General features: G+C 69.4%; 17 protein-coding genes. 6 read left to right on the plus strand and 11 right to left on the minus strand.

Annotated features, from left to right (window positions below):
- Positions 1-118 precede the first annotated feature (118 nt).
- Together ACIOGX_RS13345 and ACIOGX_RS13350 are read right to left on the minus strand one after the other, a co-directional pair.
- Positions 119-1048: a M56 family metallopeptidase gene (locus tag ACIOGX_RS13345; protein WP_356508848.1), complete on the minus strand. Its 930-nt coding sequence runs from the start codon at positions 1046-1048 to the stop codon at positions 119-121.
- 4 nt (positions 1049-1052) lie between these two features.
- Positions 1053-1463, minus strand: a complete 411-nt coding sequence (locus ACIOGX_RS13350; protein ID WP_383969035.1) for a BlaI/MecI/CopY family transcriptional regulator — start codon at positions 1461-1463, stop codon at positions 1053-1055.
- Positions 1464-1901: 438 nt separating this feature from the next.
- Between ACIOGX_RS13350 and ACIOGX_RS13355 the strand changes: the two genes are divergently transcribed.
- The 4 genes from ACIOGX_RS13355 to ACIOGX_RS13370 all read left to right on the plus strand — a co-directional run bounded on the left by ACIOGX_RS13355 (position 1902) and on the right by ACIOGX_RS13370 (position 4674).
- Positions 1902-2792: a hypothetical protein gene (locus ACIOGX_RS13355; protein ID WP_401912773.1), complete on the plus strand. Its 891-nt coding sequence runs from the start codon at positions 1902-1904 to the stop codon at positions 2790-2792.
- Between the two features lie 110 nt (positions 2793-2902).
- Positions 2903-3175, plus strand: coding sequence for a Sec-independent protein translocase subunit TatA (tatA, locus tag ACIOGX_RS13360; protein WP_356508854.1), 273 nt, complete (start codon positions 2903-2905; stop codon positions 3173-3175).
- A 115-nt stretch (positions 3176-3290) separates the two neighbouring features.
- Positions 3291-3557, plus strand: coding sequence for a GlsB/YeaQ/YmgE family stress response membrane protein (locus tag ACIOGX_RS13365; protein ID WP_356508856.1), 267 nt, complete (start codon positions 3291-3293; stop codon positions 3555-3557).
- 259 nt (positions 3558-3816) lie between these two features.
- A complete protein-coding gene (locus tag ACIOGX_RS13370; protein WP_401912776.1) occupies positions 3817-4674 on the plus strand; it encodes a hypothetical protein in 858 nt (285 codons plus the stop codon).
- Between the two features lie 516 nt (positions 4675-5190).
- Here the strand turns inward: ACIOGX_RS13370 and ACIOGX_RS13375 are convergent.
- The 6 genes from ACIOGX_RS13375 to hsaA all read right to left on the minus strand — a co-directional run bounded on the left by ACIOGX_RS13375 (position 5191) and on the right by hsaA (position 11296).
- Positions 5191-5421 (minus strand): hypothetical protein, encoded by a 231-nt coding sequence (locus ACIOGX_RS13375; protein WP_356508860.1) that lies wholly within the window; start codon positions 5419-5421, stop codon positions 5191-5193.
- 2 nt (positions 5422-5423) lie between these two features.
- Positions 5424-6575: a Rieske 2Fe-2S domain-containing protein gene (locus ACIOGX_RS13380; RefSeq protein ID WP_356508861.1), complete on the minus strand. Its 1152-nt coding sequence runs from the start codon at positions 6573-6575 to the stop codon at positions 5424-5426.
- On the minus strand, positions 6572-8233 hold the full coding sequence (locus ACIOGX_RS13385) for an FAD-dependent oxidoreductase (RefSeq protein WP_401765616.1): 1662 nt from the start codon (positions 8231-8233) through the stop codon (positions 6572-6574). The genes ACIOGX_RS13380 and ACIOGX_RS13385 overlap by 4 nt, the downstream gene beginning before the upstream one ends.
- Positions 8234-8435: 202 nt before the next feature.
- On the minus strand, positions 8436-9311 hold the full coding sequence (locus tag ACIOGX_RS13390; RefSeq protein WP_356508865.1) for a VOC family protein: 876 nt from the start codon (positions 9309-9311) through the stop codon (positions 8436-8438).
- The gene (gene hsaD, locus ACIOGX_RS13395; protein WP_401912780.1) at positions 9312-10133 is read right to left on the minus strand and encodes a 4,5:9,10-diseco-3-hydroxy-5,9,17-trioxoandrosta-1(10),2-diene-4-oate hydrolase; all 822 of its coding nucleotides are present in this window, start codon (positions 10131-10133) and stop codon (positions 9312-9314) included. It lies immediately after the preceding gene.
- A complete protein-coding gene (gene hsaA / locus ACIOGX_RS13400) occupies positions 10130-11296 on the minus strand; it encodes a 3-hydroxy-9,10-secoandrosta-1,3,5(10)-triene-9,17-dione monooxygenase oxygenase subunit (RefSeq protein WP_356508869.1) in 1167 nt (388 codons plus the stop codon). Before hsaA ends, hsaD begins: the two co-directional genes overlap by 4 nt.
- Positions 11297-11498: 202 nt before the next feature.
- Here hsaA and ACIOGX_RS13405 point away from each other — a divergent pair, with 202 nt between their 5' ends.
- Both ACIOGX_RS13405 and ACIOGX_RS13410 read left to right on the plus strand, forming a co-directional pair.
- Positions 11499-12344 carry an IclR family transcriptional regulator gene (locus tag ACIOGX_RS13405; protein ID WP_356508871.1) on the plus strand — a complete coding sequence of 282 codons (846 nt, stop codon included), beginning with the start codon at positions 11499-11501 and terminating at the stop codon, positions 12342-12344.
- A 536-nt stretch (positions 12345-12880) separates the two neighbouring features.
- Complete coding sequence (locus ACIOGX_RS13410) at positions 12881-13093, plus strand: transposase (protein WP_356508873.1); 213 nt, start codon at positions 12881-12883, stop codon at positions 13091-13093.
- A 295-nt stretch (positions 13094-13388) separates the two neighbouring features.
- On the opposite strand, the gene dmpG is transcribed toward ACIOGX_RS13410, so the two are convergent.
- From dmpG to ACIOGX_RS13425, 3 genes are read right to left on the minus strand one after another with little or no spacing between them, the layout of a single operon-like run.
- Positions 13389-14411, minus strand: a complete 1023-nt coding sequence (gene dmpG, locus ACIOGX_RS13415; protein ID WP_356508875.1) for a 4-hydroxy-2-oxovalerate aldolase — start codon at positions 14409-14411, stop codon at positions 13389-13391.
- 1 nt (position 14412) lies between these two features.
- Entirely contained in the window at positions 14413-15309 is an 897-nt protein-coding gene (locus ACIOGX_RS13420) for an acetaldehyde dehydrogenase (acetylating) (RefSeq protein ID WP_129770022.1), read from the minus strand.
- Between the two features lie 11 nt (positions 15310-15320).
- Positions 15321-16103 (minus strand): 2-keto-4-pentenoate hydratase, encoded by a 783-nt coding sequence (locus ACIOGX_RS13425; RefSeq protein ID WP_356508877.1) that lies wholly within the window; start codon positions 16101-16103, stop codon positions 15321-15323.
- Between the last annotated feature and the right edge of the window lie 88 nt (positions 16104-16191).

The following is a 16191-nucleotide window of genomic DNA, read 5'->3' on the forward strand; positions in this document are numbered from 1 at the left end:
GTTCTGCGCACCTGCGGAAGAAGTGGTCGTCCGGGCCGTTTCCCTTTCGGCCCGGACCGCCTCCGGCACGTACACAGTCCGTACGGAAGGCCCTGGATCCTTCCGTACGGCGGCCCGGCTACATCGGGGTGGCCGCGTGCAGGATGAGGAACAGCGTGACGGCGGAGTTCGCCGAGGACAGCGCCGAGACGGTGGTGCCCGCGGCGGCTCCCCAGGCGGCCAGGCCCACCGTGGTGAAGACCGGCGGCCAGACGCGTCCGGCAGGCGCTGGGCCGAGCAGGGCGGCGACCCGGCGCGGCACCGGGCCCGCGGTCGCGAACCCCGCGAGCGTGGCGATCGGCGCGCCCCGGGAGATCAGCGCGGACTTGCCGATCGCCAGTGCCACGGTGCGCCGACTGCCGACGTGGATGGCGGCTTCCTCGTCCGCCCACCGCTCGGCGCTGTAGGTGACGGCGGTACGCAGCGGCCGCAGGAACGGGTTGGCCCGCGCCGCGAGCTGCACGGTGAGCAGGAACCGGTGGTGACGGCGGGCCAGATGGACTCGCTCGTGGGCGAACAGGGCGCGCCGCTCACCGGCGTTCAGCCCGGCCAGCATGCCGGTGGTGACCACGACGCGGTCCGGCGTGCCGGGCAGCGCGTAGGCGTACGGCATCTCGTCCGGCAGCACCGCCACCTGTGTGGCCGGCAGCCCCGCGAGGGCGCGCTCCGCTCGGCGGCGTACGCGGTGATGGCGCCACGCCGCCCGCGTGCACGCGGAGAGTACGGCGATCAGGGCGGGAATGGCGGTCTTGCCCGCGATCTCGTCGTGGGGCACGGCTTCGCGTACCTCCGGGTCCGACCAGGCGTCCGGCAGCGGATTGCCCGGTAATTGAGCGGTGCCGACCACCACCAGCAAGGCCAGGCACAGGGTGCTGCACACCGCGAGCACCCCGGCGACCCCCGTCAGCAGCCAGGTCGCGGCCCGCGGGTGCAGGTGCTGTTCGGCCAGGCGGGCGATCGGCCAGGCCGTCAAGGGCAGGACCAGCGGCAGGAAGACGAAGACCCCCATGGCGTCAGTCTTCCCCCTCCGCGGGTGCCAGGGCCAGCAGGCCGCGCAGCAGTTGTTCGTCGCCCGGCGTCAGGGCGGTGAGGAAGCTGGCCAGGACCGCCTCCCGGTCCGTCTCGGCGTCCAGGACCTTGCGCATCCGCAGCGCCGCCAGCCCGGCCTCGTCGGCGACCGCGGTCCACTCGAACGACCGGCCCGCCCGCTTGCGGGCGACCGCGCCCTTGGTGTGCAGCCGGGTCAGGATGGTCATCACCGTGGTGTAGGCGAGGTCGCCGCCCAGGCGTTCCTGGACCCAGGCCGCGGTGACCGCCCCCGGGGCCCGGCGCAGCGCGGCGAGCACCTGCGCCTCCAACTCGCCCTGGCCGCGCCGACGCGGCTGCTGGTCCAGACGGCCCTCGTTCTGGTCTGCCACGTCCATCTCCCTCCCCGCCCAGGTGCCCCGCACGCCGTCGCAGGGGGTGGTTCATCGTACTGAGTCGCGGCCCGGCCACCGGCCGGTCTTCCGGCGTGCTCACGGGGTCCGGCGGCACGGCGGGACGGGCCGCGCCGCGACCGAACCCGGCTCCTGCCGCCGCGAAACCCCTCCACAGAACCCTCCGCGGACCCCCTGCGCGCACCTCCGTACACCCTGCCCGGGAACCCCCCACCAACTTCTACAGTGCTGTAGATTTATCAGATGCCAGACCACCCCTCCTCGGCTGGGCGCCCGGTATCCGCGGCCACGCAGCCGAAGAGAGACATCGGCATCAGACCGGCATCCGCGCGGGACCTGTCCGTCCGCCGCGGTCCGGGGAGCGCGACGAGGACCGCAGTCACGGGCGGCGGCCCGTGGGCAGACACGATCGGGGGACTTCTCATGCACGCGTCCGACCGCCGTGAGGCGGAAGACAGAGCGGACTTCGAGCAGGTGCTGCGCCTCGCCCTGGACACCCCGGAGATCCGCGAGTCCCTGCGGCGCCCCGGCGCGCGGGCCGATGCCGAGTACCTGCGCTCCCAGGCGCTGGCGGCGGCCGGGACCATCTCAGCCGCGGCTGTCCCTGAGTACACCGCCTACCTCCGGCTGTGCGACGCGACCCGGCATCCCACGGCCCACCTCCCCGATCGTCCTCACCAGGCGGACGCCTCGACGGTGGACGCCTCGATGGTGGACGCCTCGACGGGCGGGCGCGGGCTGCTGGCGGCGCTGGCCGTACTCGCTCCGGTCCTGTCCGTCACGGCGGCCGCGATATTCCTGCTCATCGGCTACGCCCTACGTCTGGCCGATTTCCAACAGCCCCTCGCGGACGCATTGGTGGGTACCGGCTGGCTCACCGCGGCCCTGGCGGCACTCGCGGCGGTCATCGCGGCCGCCGCGCTGGTCGTCACCGCCGTACGGCACCGCTCCGCGGCCGGCGGCCACCCCCGCCATCACACCCCGGCCGTCATCGAGGCCCGCGCCGCGTGGCGTCAAGCACTGCTGGAACGCGGCATGCTGCCCTTCCTGCGCCGGCAACTGCACCCGCTCGCACAGGCCCCAGCGCCGGCCCCTGACCCGGCCCCTGACCCGGCCCCCGATGCCGACGCACAGCCGTCGCCGCCCCGGCTGCCCGCCGCCGGTCCGCTCCCGGAACGCCGCACCCCCCTGGGCTACACCAGCCCCGATTTCGCGAGCCCGGACTTCACCGGCCCGGCAGCGCCTCGCGGTACCGACGCCTCCCGCACCACCCCGGCCGTCGTGCACGACATCCCGCCCCGGACGACAGGCTGACCGCGCACATGTGGCCGTGACGGGCGCGGTGACGCACATCGTCCCGATCCGCCGGGCAGACACCGTCGCCACCCCCTGCCACCCCACCACCAGGGAGAAGAGGAACACTCATGTTCGGCGTCAGCGAGATCGCCATCGTCCTCATCGTCGTCATATTGCTCTTCGGTGCCAAGAAACTCCCCGAACTCGCCCGCTCCATGGGCAAGTCGGCGCGCATCCTCAAGAGCGAGGCCAAGGCCATGAAGTCCGACCCGACCACGCCGACCGCGGAGGGGACGCCCTCCTCCGGAGCCGCGGCCCCGCACACCATCCGGGCCGCCCCCGGCGACGTCACCGGCCCGCACCCCACCGCGCGGCCGGGCGACGACGCGCCCCGGCCCTGACCAGCCCGCGCCTCCATCGCCCCAGGTGCGCCCCTTCCGTGCGTGTCCCTTTCGCAGGGGCACGGCCACCGGGCCGCCGCCGTCCGCCCCACCGAAACGAAAGCAGCGTCACGTCATGGGCATCGTCAGCTGGATGATCCTCGGGCTCCTGGCCGGAGCCATCGCCAAGTTCCTCCTGCCCGGACGCGATCCGGGCGGGTTCATCGTCACCACCCTCATCGGTATCGCGGGCGCCTTCACCGGCGGCTGGCTCTCCGCGAAGTTCCTCGACCGTCCCATACAGAACGAGTTCTTCGACCTCGCGACGTGGGGTGCGGCAATCGGCGGCTCCCTGGTCCTGCTGATCGTGTACCGCCTTCTCTTCGGCAATTCGCGCGACTGACCCACAGGCAAGGCTCCGCGGCCGGCCGAAGACGGGCCCGCCCCACGAGACGCCGGACTCCGGGCCGCCACCGCGGCGGCGGTGCGGGCGGATGGGTGGGCGCGGCGGCGTGACGTCACGGCCCGGGGCGTGTTCCGGCCAAGCTTGTTGCGCGTTGAACGAATACCGACCGTGCTCCGTACTCACAAGTGGCCCGGCCTCCACCCGGATCCGGGACGGGCCGGGCCGGATCCGTCCGTACTCGATGGGAGAACTCGCCGTGACTTCTGCCGCCTCCTGGCGCACCCGTACCGCAGCCGTACTCCTGACGGCGCTGACCGTCGCGGGCTTGACGGGAACATCCGCTTCAGCGGCTGCCGTGCCCGTGGTCACCTGCCCCTCGTCCTCCTGCACGACCCTGGTGACCGGCCTCGGCGAGCCCGTCGACGCCGCGTACGACACAGGCGACAACGCCTACCTCACGTACCAGAACGGCGAACTGCGCACGGTGAACCTGGTGACCGGCGCGCGCTCCACCGTCGCCACGGGCCTGGGCAATCTGCGCGGCATCGCCCTCGACGGCACCGGCAGCGCGTACGTCGGAGACTTCGACGGCAATCTGCGCGAGGTCGATCTGGCCACCGGACGGCAGCGCCTGCTCGCCTCCGGGCTCGGCGCGCTGCACGCCATCGCCCACAGCGGCACCACCGTCTACGCCACCGGTGGCAGCGGCAAGCTGTACGAGGTGAAGGAGAGCGGCACCGTGCGCGTCGTCGCGTCCGGCCTCGGCCTGTCCCAGGGCATCGCGATGGACGGACGCGGCGGCGCCTACACCGCCGACATGTTCACGGGCCGGATCCTGCGGACGGACCTCACCACCGGGACGACGAGAACCGTCGCCACCCAGTTCTACGAGCCCACGTCCATCTCCGTGGGGGCGGACGGCCAGGTCTACTTCGCCGTCGGCAACGAGGTCACGCGTCTCGACCCGGACACGGGCGTGGGCACACAGGTCGCCAGTGTGCGCGGCCTCAACTTCTTCGCCTTCGAGCTGGACCGGGACGGCAACGCCTACACGACCCAGGTGACCGGCACGGGCTCGCTCTGGAAGATCGCCAACCTGGTCCCGCGGCGCTGATTCCCGCCGCCCGGACCCGGGCCTGATCGCAGAACGGGCCGCACTCGGCCGCCACCGCCCACCAGTGGCCCGCCAGAACAGGAAAAAGACCCCTTCTGACCTACGTTTCCGCAGGTCAGAAGGGGTCCTTGAGAGTGGAGCCTAGGGGAGTCGAACCCGAATCGACCGGTCCTCCCACCTGTGGTTTTACCAATCCTTTGCGTTGACGTGCCGACGGAAGCCCCTGCACCGTCTCCACCAAGTGGATCACAGTCAAGCCGCTCGGGATGGGCGGCTACCAGCTCGCGCGGGACGGCCGCGACCAAGGCCGTCTTCAGGATGGACAGCACGGGAGTGACCCCGCTGCCGCCCGCCAACAGAAGGAGATCGCCATCCACGGTGCGAGGGGTCAACACCCCCGACGGCGGCAGCACCTCCAGTGCCGTGTCGGCCGTCACGTTGTCGCAGATCCAGTTCGAGGCGGTGTGTGCGTCGGCTGTCTCACGGACCACCTCGGCAACGGTGAGGCGCAGCGCTTCAGTCATTCTCGGGCACCCTTACGATTCCTTCGCGCACCGCCTGCTGGATCGACGCGCGCAGCGCACCGCAGTGCGTCACGCGCGCCGCGTACTCGCCGTCCGCCACCCGCAGGGCTATCTTCTCGCAGGCGACGGCGGCGTCGGTCGTCCACTGGACGCTGGTGTGCGGAAGGCTGTTCTTCTGGACCAGGACTCGGGCTCTGCAGGTCCGGCAGCCGACCTCCTGCATGCCTAACCCCGCGCCGACTGCGGGATCATGGAGTAGGAGACGCCGTTGGCAACGTTCTCCGCGACCTCCTTCTCCCACGCGTCGACCGCCCGGTCGGTGTCGATCTCGAACTCGAACCGGTTGACCATGTCGGGCGTGACGTCCTCGACGTCCACGTAGAACTGCTGGTACCAGCGTCGCAGCTGGTAAACAGGCCCGTCCTGGTCGCTCAGCAGCGGATTGTCGATGGCCGTCTTGTTCTTCCAGATCTCGACGTCCTGCAGAAAACCGAGCCCGACGCCCTCGGCCACCTGCGCGGCCATCGCGTCCGCGTCTTCGTCGGACATGCCCGGGAATTTCTTGACGATCGCTCCCCACTGGAGCATGAAGCCGTTGTCGGAGATCGGGTAGTGACAGTTGATCAGCACGGTCTCGACGGTCTTGCCCGAGGCCTCGTTCCAGAGGTAGTCGATCATGTAGGACGGCCCGTAGTAGGCCGACTCCGACCGCTGGGTGATTTTCTGGGTCTCCGCGCCCGGCACCAGCCCGAGGGAGGCGTCCTCGCGGGACACTCCGTCGAAGTACTGGGTCGCGACGTGCCCCTCGAAGATGTTCTTGAAGTATGTCGGCAGCGCGTAGTGCACGTAGTAGAAGTGCGCCATGTCCACCACGTTGTCGACGATCTCCCGGCAGTGTGAACCGTCCACGCGCAGCTGGTTCCAGGTCCAGGACGACCACTCGTCGCTGTACGCCCCCTCGATCCGAGGAATGGTGACCTCGGGCGGCGGCGGGTTGCCCTGCGGGTCGTGGTAGACGAACAGCTGTTTGTTCTGCTCCAGGGTCAGCCACGCCTGGGTGCGGGCCCCGCGCGGGACTCGGTTGGCGTAGGGGATGCCAGCGCACTTGCCGTCGCCGTCCCACCGCCAGTCGTGGAACGGACAGGCGACGGCGTTGCCCTTGACCGTGCCCTGCGTGAGGTCGCCACCCATGTGCGGGCAGTAGCCGTTGAGGACCTTCAGCTCTCCGTCGCCGCCCTGGAAGACGACGAGCTTGGTGCCGAACGCCTCGACGGCGTGGGGCTTGCCGTCCTTGAAGGACTCGGCGATGCCGAGGCAGTGCCAGCCGCGGGCAAACCTGGCGGGCGGCGGGGCCGCCTCGATGACGCGGTGGTTCATTTCTTGACTCCCTGCGCAGCGATGTGGGTGGCAGCGACATAGCCGAAGGTCATCGAGGGTCCGAGCGTCGCGCCCGGTCCGGGGTAGGTCTCACCCATGACGGCGGCCGAGACGTTGCCGGTGGCGTACAGGCCCTCGATCACCGAGCCGTCCGGCCGCAGAACGCGCGCCTCGACATCCGTGACGAGGCCGCCTTTGGTGCCGATGTCTCCGGGGACGATGGGCACCGCGTAGAACGAGCCCTTCAGCGGCCTGAGATTGGGGTTCGGCAGCGTCGGGTCACCGTAGTAGTTGTCGTAGGCACTGTCACCGCGGCCGAATTCCTCGTCCTTGGCGTTGGCGGCCATCGTGTTGAACCGCTCGACGGTCGCCTTGAGGTTGCCGGCGGGTACGCCGATCTGGGGCGCCAGTTCCTCGAGTGTCGTACCGGTCTTGAGGAACCCGGTGGCCTTCCAGTCCCTCGGGAACGGCTGCCCCGGGAGCAGGCCCACCCAGATGTACTTCTTGTGCGCCCACTCGTCGATGATCATCCACGAGGTCATGGCCTTCTCACCGTGGGCGTACATCTGATCGAGGAACTCGTGGTACGGCAGGGTTTCCTTGACGTACCGCTCGCCGTCGGCGTCCACGATGACCATCGACGGGATGGCCCGGTCGGCAACGAGGAAGAACAGCTTCCCGTCAGGGGTCGGCACCGAGGGGGCGCCCCACACCTTGTCCATCAGGTCGACCGCGGCTCCGGCGGCGAGGCCTGCCCGCAGAGCGTCGCCGGTCTGCCCTTCGGACGCATGGCTCCACTCGGCCTTCGTCGGCTTCGGCAAGTACTGCTCCCGCAACGTCTGGTCGCGCGAGAAGCCTCCTGCCGCGAGGATCACTCCCCCGCGAGCACGGATCGAGATCTCCTTCCCGTTCCGCATCACCCTGATCCCGGTGACGCGGCCGTCCTCCACGACGAGGTCCTGGAACGGTGTGGACAGCCACAGCTCCCCCCTGGCCTCCCGGAGCGCCAGCCGCAGCCGTGCCACCAGCGCCTCACCGAGCGACAGCAACTTCCGCCCGGTGAGCAGGGCCCTGACGGCCCGGAGGCCCACGAGCAGGGCGGTCTTCTTGCCCTTCCAGGTGCGCATGACCATGTTGAGCTTGGGGAAGTCGGCCGAGGTCAACGTCAGCCCGTGCGTGGGCAGCCCGGCCCGGCGCATGTTCCTGAACTCGGGGCCGAGCTTCTTGCCGTCAATGATGCACGGTTCGACGGACCGTCCCTGCGGCTTCCCACCGGGAGTCTCCGGGTAGTAGTCGGGGTAGCCGGGTGTGTGGATGAACCGCACGTGCGGGCTCTTTCGGTCGAAGAACTCGACCATCTCCGGGCCGCGCGTGAGGTACGCCTCCCTACGGGCGGCCGGTACGCGGTCTCCGACGGTCGCGTCCAGGTAATTGCGGGCGTTCTCCAGGGTGTCGTGCTCGCCCGCCCGCTCCAGGTAGACGTTGTTCGGCACCCAGATGACTCCGCCGGACAGCGCGCTCGACCCGCCGTACTTGTCGGTCTTCTCCACCACCAGAGAGGACAGCCCGCGCAGTCGTGCGACCGTTGCCGCGGCGAGGCCCCCCGCGCCCGATCCAACGACCACCACGTCGTACTCGTGATCCCAGTGGGTGCTCATGCCTGACCTCCTGGAACGGCGCGCGGCGAGACGGCCTTGGCCCCGCCCGGATCGGTGACTCCGTATCGCTCGGCCGGCTCCGCCGCGATGAGCCTCCAGCCTCTGTGACCGAGGAGCTCGGAGTCGGCAGCATCCCCGAGTACCGCCGCGACGCCTTTCCCGGCGCTGCGGCGGTCACCGGTGGCCAGTGGGACCGGCAAGGTCACTTGTGACCCCAGTACGCGTCCTCGGTGATCTCCTTGACGGTCCAGTCGGCATCGTCGACGAGGATCGCGTCGCAGCCGTACTCGACCTGGAAGGGGCCGGGAGTGGCAGCGTAGAAGGAGACCATCCTGTCGTTGGTGTGGCGGCCGAGGGACTGCTGGACGTCGTAGCCCGCCTTGTGGACGCGGTCGAGGCCGCGGCCGACCTCGTCCAGGCTGGACAGCTCCAGCATGAAGTGGAAGATCATGCCCGGCATCGGGGCCTCGCACAGGCCGAGGCTGTGGTGGCGCGGGTTGACGCCGAGGAACCGCACCCAGTTCAGCTGGCCTTCCGGCCCACCGAACGCGACGGCCGGGAAGCGCAGGGAGTCGCGGTGGCGGAAGCCCAGCAGCTCGGTGTAGAAGGAGAAGGACGCCTCGATGTCGGCGGCCGACAATACGATGTGGCCGAGCCCGAGGTTCCCTGCCAGGAACTTGTTGCCGTACGGGTTTGCCTGCGGCGCGTGGTTCATCGCCGGGGAGTAGTAGATCTCCAGGTGGTTGCCGTTGGGGTCGTTCACGTGGACAAGTGCCTCGACACGACGGTCGGCGGCCTCCTCCGCGGTGCCAGGGGTGACGGTGTGGCCCGCCTTCTCCAGCCGTTCGACGGTCTCACGCAATGCCGCCGCGTTGGCGACTTCCCAGCCGGCGGCCAGCAGCCGGTCGCTCTCGCCGGGCAGGAACGTGAACCGGTTGGCGTATTCGTCATGCCGGAAGTACAGGGCGTTGTCGTCCGGACCGGTGACGGTCTCGAGGCCGAGCACGTCGGCGCCGAACGAACGCCACTTTTCGAGGTCGGCGGTCTCGAAGCGCAGGTAACCGAGGGAAGTGATCATTCAGGACTCCAGGAAGTTGAGAGTGACACGGTTGAACTCGTCGAAACGCTCGGTCTGGGCCCAGTGGCCGCTGTGCGGGAAGACATGCAGCCGCGCGTTCGGGATGGTCTTCAGGGCGACGAGCGCGCCGTCCAAGGGGTTGACGCGGTCCTCGCGGCCCCAGGTCAGCAGCGTCTCGTGGCGGATCTTGTAAGCCTCGCGCCAGAGCATCCCCTCCTCGGCCATCCCGGGGTTCGCGAAGGTCGCGGCCATCGCGGCATTGCCACGTACGGTCTCGGGGTCGGTCGCCGAGGCGAGGCGTTTGGCGATGAGATCCTCGGTCACCAGTGCCGGATCGTGGGCGAGGGCCGTCAGGAAGGCGACGAGACCCTCGCGTGTCGGGTCCGCCGAAAAATCGAACAGCCGCCTGATGCCCTCGGTGGGGTCAGCGGCCAGCACGTTGAGGCTTACCCCACCCGGGCCCATGAGGACGAGCCTGTCGACCCGGTCCGGATGGTTGATCGCCATCCGGGCGGCGGTGCCGCCGCCCAGGGAGTTGCCCAGGACATGGGCCTTGTCGATGCCCAGTTCATCCATCAGCTCGACGACCGCTTCCGCGGCGGCGGTGAAGAACTGCTTCTCGAAGCGTTCGGGCTTCACCGAACGGCCGTAGCCGGGCTGGTCCACCAGCAGGGTGCGGAACCGCTCGCCGAACACCGGCAGATTGGCGCCGAAGTTGCTGACCCCGGACGCGCCGGGCCCGCCGCCGTGCAGCATGATCAGCGGATTTCCGTCACCCTCTTCGGTGTAGAACAGGCCGTTCTTCGCGGTTCCCTCAGTCACAGCATCACGTCCGTCACTTCGAGACCGAGCGCGCCCTTGCCGTACATGGCGAGCGCGCGCTCCGGGTCGTTGGCGACGTGGACACGGCCCGCGTGGGCATCGCGCCAGGCCCGCTGGACCGGGTTGCCGGCCTTGAGTGCGTGCCCGCCCGCGTTCTCGAACAGCAGGTCGACGGCCTTGATCACGCGCTGAGTGGCCATCACCTGGTCACGCCGGGTGGCCAGGCGGAGCTCCAGCGGGAGATCCTCCCCCGCCTCGGTCAGCCGGAGCTGCTCGGCGATGTTGCGGGAGAGCTGGAGCCAAGCGGCGTCGATCTCGCTGGCGGCGGTGGCGATACGCACCTGGGCGTGCGGGTCCTCGGCCACCTTCTGGCCGCCGTAGGAGAGGCGGATGCGTTCCTTCGTGGCCTGGAGGTAGGCGTCGAGGGCGCTCTGCCCTATGCCGACGATCGGGGCGGAGATCGTCGTGGTGAACATGGCAGCGAACGGGAGCCGGTAGAGCGGGGAGGTGTTGACCTCGTTACCGGGGCAGTCCAGGGCACTCGTGTTCGCGAAGCTGAGAGTCCGGTGCTCGGGGACGAATACGTCCTCGACCACAATGTCGTTGCTGCCCGTACCGCGCAGGCCGACGGTGTCCCAGACGTCGTCGATCTTGTAGTCGGTGCGGGGCAGCAGGAGGGTGCGCATGTCGACGGGGGTACCGTCGGGGCCCGGGATCAGGCCTCCCAGGAACACCCACTGGGCGTGGTCACAGCCGGAGGAAAAGCTCCAGCGGCCGCTGACCCTGAAGCCGCCGTCGACCGGCGTGATCCGGCCGGTCGGCGCATAGGAGGAGGAGATGCGGGCGCTCTGGTCATGGCCCCAGACCTCATGCTGCGCCTCGTCCGGGAACAGGCCGAGTTGCCAGGAGTGGACTCCGACGACCGAGGCGACCCAGCCGGTCGAGCCGCAGGCGGCAGCGATCTCCTTGACGGCGGTGTAGAAGAGCACAGGGTCGGCTTCCAGCCCCCCGTAGCGCTTCGGCTGCAGCAACCGGAAGAAGCCGGCGTCGGACAGCTCCTCGATCGTCGCTTCGGGAACCCGCCGGGCTGCTTCCGCCTCGGCGGCCCGCTCGCGGATGACCGGGACGAGGGAACGGACGACCTCGAATACTTGCTCGCTCAATTCGCGCTCCTTACTCCGTGCGTCCTGTGAGCCAGCTCACGGACCCGTTGCGGATACGTTAAGCGGGGTGTTCCTATTAGGAATAGGAACATCCCGCTCAGCGGGAGACCGAGCGCCCACCGATGAAGTCCAGCCATGCGGGCGCCGCGTTCAAGATCGGGAAAGCCGGTCGGTTCCGCCCACCGGACGGACAGGAGTCGACATGGCAGTCCCCGCCGCCAGCGGACCCGACATCGGCAGCTCGATGCTCGCGCGGGCCGCACTGATCCTGTATTCCTTCAACACGTCCACGCCGGAGCTGTCGTTGATGGACGTGGTGCGCCGCACAGGCCTGCCGCGATCCTCGGTGCACCGGATCCTCGACCAACTCGTCCAGCTCAAAGGACTGGAGCGCACGGGTGCCAAATACCGGCTCGGCCTCAGGCTGATCGAGCTGGGCGCGCTCGCCGCCCATCAGAACTGGCTCCGCGACGCCTCACTCCCCTATCTGCACAATCTGCACAGCAGCACCGGTGCCCTGGTCCACCTCTCCATCCTGGACGGACACGAGATCGTCTACCTGGAGAAGATCGGCGGCTCTCCCGACAACCGCATTCCCTCACGCCTGGGCGGCCGCCAGCCCGCCTACTGCACCAGCGCGGGAAAAGCGATGCTGTCTTTCGCCGACGAGGACGAGCTGGACGAGATCCTCAAGACGGGCCTGCCCGCCCGGACGCCTTTCACCATCACCGATCCCCACGCGTTCCGCCGTGAACTCGCCCAGATCCGGGAACGCGGTGTGGCCTTCGACCGCGAGGAGAACTACCGGGGCATCGTCTGTGTCGCGGCGCCGCTCCGGGATGCCACGGGCCGTGCCATCGCCGCCATTTCCCTCGCGGGTGCACCCAGCCGGATCAAGCTGCAGGCTCTGATCCCACCGCTGCTGGTCACGGCGCGCCAGACCCGGCACGCCCTGTTCGTCCCGGGGCACCGCGGCCCCGTCCCGTCGGCGGAACCACCACGACCGGACCGGGCCGGCCAGGTCTGGTCCGGCCCGAGGATGCGCTGAGCCCGACTCCGCCGGGGACCTTGGCGATCCCCGGCGGGGCGGCATGATCGACGGGCATGCTCGGCGCTGTTCAAGGCCCGACGCAGTTGTCGAGGTGTCCGTTGTCGCTCCATGCCCGTTCGGGTGAGCAAGTTCCTTCTCCGACCGTGCAGATGGCGCGGGCGAGCGACCCGGGTGGTACGGCGGCGATGTGAGTGAGAGACCGCCTGGGCGGGCTGTGGCGTGACGAGGACTTCGCCGACCGGTATCCGCGTGACGGCCGTCCGGGTCTCCTCGCCCGCTCAGCCGGCCACCGTGTGTGCTGCGGTTCCTGCTCGGTCTGTCGGATCGGCAGGCGACCGAGGCGGTTCGCTGCCGCATCGATTTCACGTACGCGCTGGCCTGCGGCAGATGATGGTGCAGAACTACTGCCGCGACGGGGCGGGCCGCCTGCGCCGGCGCACCGCTGAGGACGGCGGGCTGCCGCGCTCAGCCGTCGCAGTCGTCTCGGCCTACGACCCGACGGCCCGCATCGTGGCACCGTTCACCAAGAGCCAGTGCCGCCCCTGTCCGGTCCGATCCGCTGCTCGACCATCGCCGACAGCGCCCGAACAGTCGGCTTTCCCCCGCGAGAACTCCGCGATCTGCAACTCCGCGTCCGCGCCGGGCAACAGACACCCGAATGGCAGGCCCGCTATTCGGTCCGCTCCGGAGTGGAAGGCACCGTCAACGAGCTCGCTCACGGACACGGCATGCGCCGCTGCCACTAGCGGGGACAGCAGAAAGCCCACCTACAGCACGTGTTCACAGCCATCGCCGCAAATGTCGAGCGCCTCAGCCGACGGCCGCCGACCGGAGAAGGACCCCCGTCCCGGCCGCCGGCCGCCTTCCAGAACTTGCTGGACCAGCACGGGATCCCCCGGCCGGGGTCTTGACGGTCCGCCAGAGACCGAGCAGGTGATACCAATATCCCCGACGAAGTCGAGCTGAGCGGGATTGTCGCCTGGACGCCGCGCAGCGGCTGGATGTGAGGGCTGCACCGACCCCGTCGGGCGGCCGGGGGCGTCAGCCCTGCCCGGCGATCTCCAGAGCGATGTCGATGAGCTGATCCTCCTGCCCGCCGACAAGGTTGCGCCGGCCGGCGCGGACGAGGATCTCCGCGCCGGAGACGCCATAGCGGTCGGCGTGCTGGGCGGCGTGCTTGAGGAAGCTGGAGTAGACACCCGCGTACCCCATCATGAGCTCCATGCGGCCCAAGGTGCACTCGTCGTCCATGACGGGACGGACGACGTCCTCGGCCGCGTCGACGATTTTCATGACGTCGATGCCGGTACGGAAGCCGAGCTTCTCGCAGACTGCGGCGAATGCCTCGACGGGTGTGTTGCCCGCACCCGCGCCGAACCTGCGGACGGAGCCGTCGATCTGGAGGGCGCCCGCGCGGACGGCAGCGACGCTGTTGGCGACGCCGAGGCCCAGGTTCTCGTGCCCGTGGAAGCCGACTTGGGCGTCGTCGCCGAGTTCGGCGACCAGGGCGGCGATCCGGTCGGTGGTCTGTTCCAGGATCAGGGCGCCCGCGCTGTCGACGACGTAAACGCACTGGCAGCCGGCGTCGGCCATGATCCGCGCCTGCCTCGCGAGCACCTCGGGCGGCCGGCTGTGGGACATCATCAGGAAGCCGACGGTCTCCAGGCCCAGTTCGCGAGCCAGACCGAAGTGCTGGATCGACACATCGGCCTCGGTGCAGTGGGTGGCGATCCGGCAGATCGACGCTCCGTTGTCCGCGGCCTCGCGGATGTCCTCCTTGACGCCGAGCCCGGGCAGCATCAGGAAAGCGATCTTCGCCTGACGGGCCGTCTTCACCGCGGCCTTGATGAGCTCTTGTTCGGGCGTCTTGGAGAATCCGTAGTTGAAGGAGGAGCCCCCGAGACCGTCGCCGTGGGTGACCTCGATGACGGGCACGCCTGCTTCATCGAGGGCGGAGACGATGTCCACGACATGCTCGACGGTGAACTGGTGGCGCTTGGCGTGAGAGCCGTCGCGCAGGGACGAGTCGGTGACGCGGATGTCCCACTCGTTGTTGTAAGGCATGTCAGGCTCCCGCGATGCGTTTGGCGAACTCTTCGCCGACCTTGGTGGCGGCGGCCGTCATGATGTCGAGGTTTCCTGCGTAGGGCGGCAGAAAGTCCCCCGCGCCCTCGACCTCCAGGAAGATCGCCACCCGGGCGAGTCCGCCGGAGACCGGGGTGGGGTCGTCGAACTGGGGATCGCCGCACAGCCGGTAGCCGGGTACGTAGACAGCGACATCGGCGGCGATCTGGTGAACCGACTCGGTGATCTTGTCGCGGTCGGCGTCGGCAGGGATGGCGCAGAAGACCGTGTCACGCATGAGGGGCGGCGGGTCGGCCGGGTTGAGGATGATGATCGCCTTGCCCCGGCGGGCGCCGCCGATCACCTCGATGCCGCACCGCGTGGTCTTGGTGAACTCGTCGATATTGGCGCGCGTGCCCGGCCCCGCACTCTGCGACGCCACCGAGGCCACGATCTCCGCGTACTCGACCGGGACGACCCGCGACACCGCGTGGACCATCGGGATCGTCGCCTGCCCGCCGCAGGTGATCAGCGAGACGTTGTCCGCGTCGAGGTGTTCGGTGAGATTCGCAGGGGGTACCACGGCAGGTCCGACGGCGGCCGGGGTGAGGTCGATCGCCCGGATGCCCGCCTCCCGGTAGCGGGGGGCCGCGGCCCGGTGCACGTAGGCGCTGGTGGCCTCGAAGACCAGATCGGGCAGCTCCGTACGGGAAAGCAGCCAGTCGATGCCCTCGTGGCTGCTTTCCAGGCCGAGGTGCGCGGCCCTTTTCAGGCCCTCGGACTCCGGATCGACGCCGACCATGTAACGGGGTTCGATGCGGTCGCTGCGCAGCAGCTTGTAGAGCAGGTCGGTGCCGATGTTGCCGGGCCCGACGATGGCCGCGGTGGCTTTGGCCACGGGGCGCTCCTTTACGTGAAGGTGAGCGAGACGGAACCGAGGCCGGTGAACTCGGCGGTGAACGTCTGACCAGCGGCGACGTCGATAGCGCGAGTGCAGGAGCCTGGCAGGATCACGTGCCCGGCATGCAGCCGGACCCCGAAGGAGGCGACCTTGCCGGCCAGCCAGGCGACAGCGGTGACGGGGTTGCCGAGCACGGCGTCGGAGCGGCCTGCGACGACATGCTCGCCGTCGCGGTAGAGGGTCGCTTCGATCGCTGTGAGGTCGAGGCTGTCCGGGACGACGCCCTCTCCGATCACATATCCGGCCGAGGACGCGTTGTCGGCGATGGTGTCGGCCAGGCCGATCTTCCAGTCGCTGATCCGGCTGTCGATCAGTTCGAGGGCGGGCACGACGCGCTCGGTGGCGTCGAGGACGTCCTCGACGGTGCAGCCCACGCCGGGCAAGTCCTTGCCGAGAACGAAGCCGACCTCGACCTCGACGCGCGGACAGCAGTACCGGGCAGCCACGACCGGGACGTCCTGCCGCAGCTCCATTTCGGCAAGCAGATGCCCGTAGTCAGGTTCTTCGACGCCCATCATCTGCTGCATCGCCTTCGACGACAGACCGACCTTGTGCCCGTTGACCACGGCTCCGGTCTCGAAACGCCGACGCATGTTGATCAGCTGGATCTCATAGGCGTCGACCGCGTCTATCGCCGGGAACAGTTCAGTGAGTGGCGCGATCGGTGCCCGCCGCAGTTCGGCGGCAAGCAGCAGATCGGCCGCCCGCCGCCGGTCGTCCTGTGTCAGCATGCAGTTGACCCTAGGGACGTTTGACGGGCTGACACTGCCCTGTCTCCCGCTGGCTGGGAGGGTTTCTCATTTCGGGCCCGACAGGCGG

Origin of the sequence: Streptomyces sp. NPDC088147 (genome assembly GCF_044741565.1) — a bacterium.
In the GTDB taxonomy this organism is placed as follows: Bacteria; Actinomycetota; Actinomycetes; order Streptomycetales; family Streptomycetaceae; genus Streptomyces.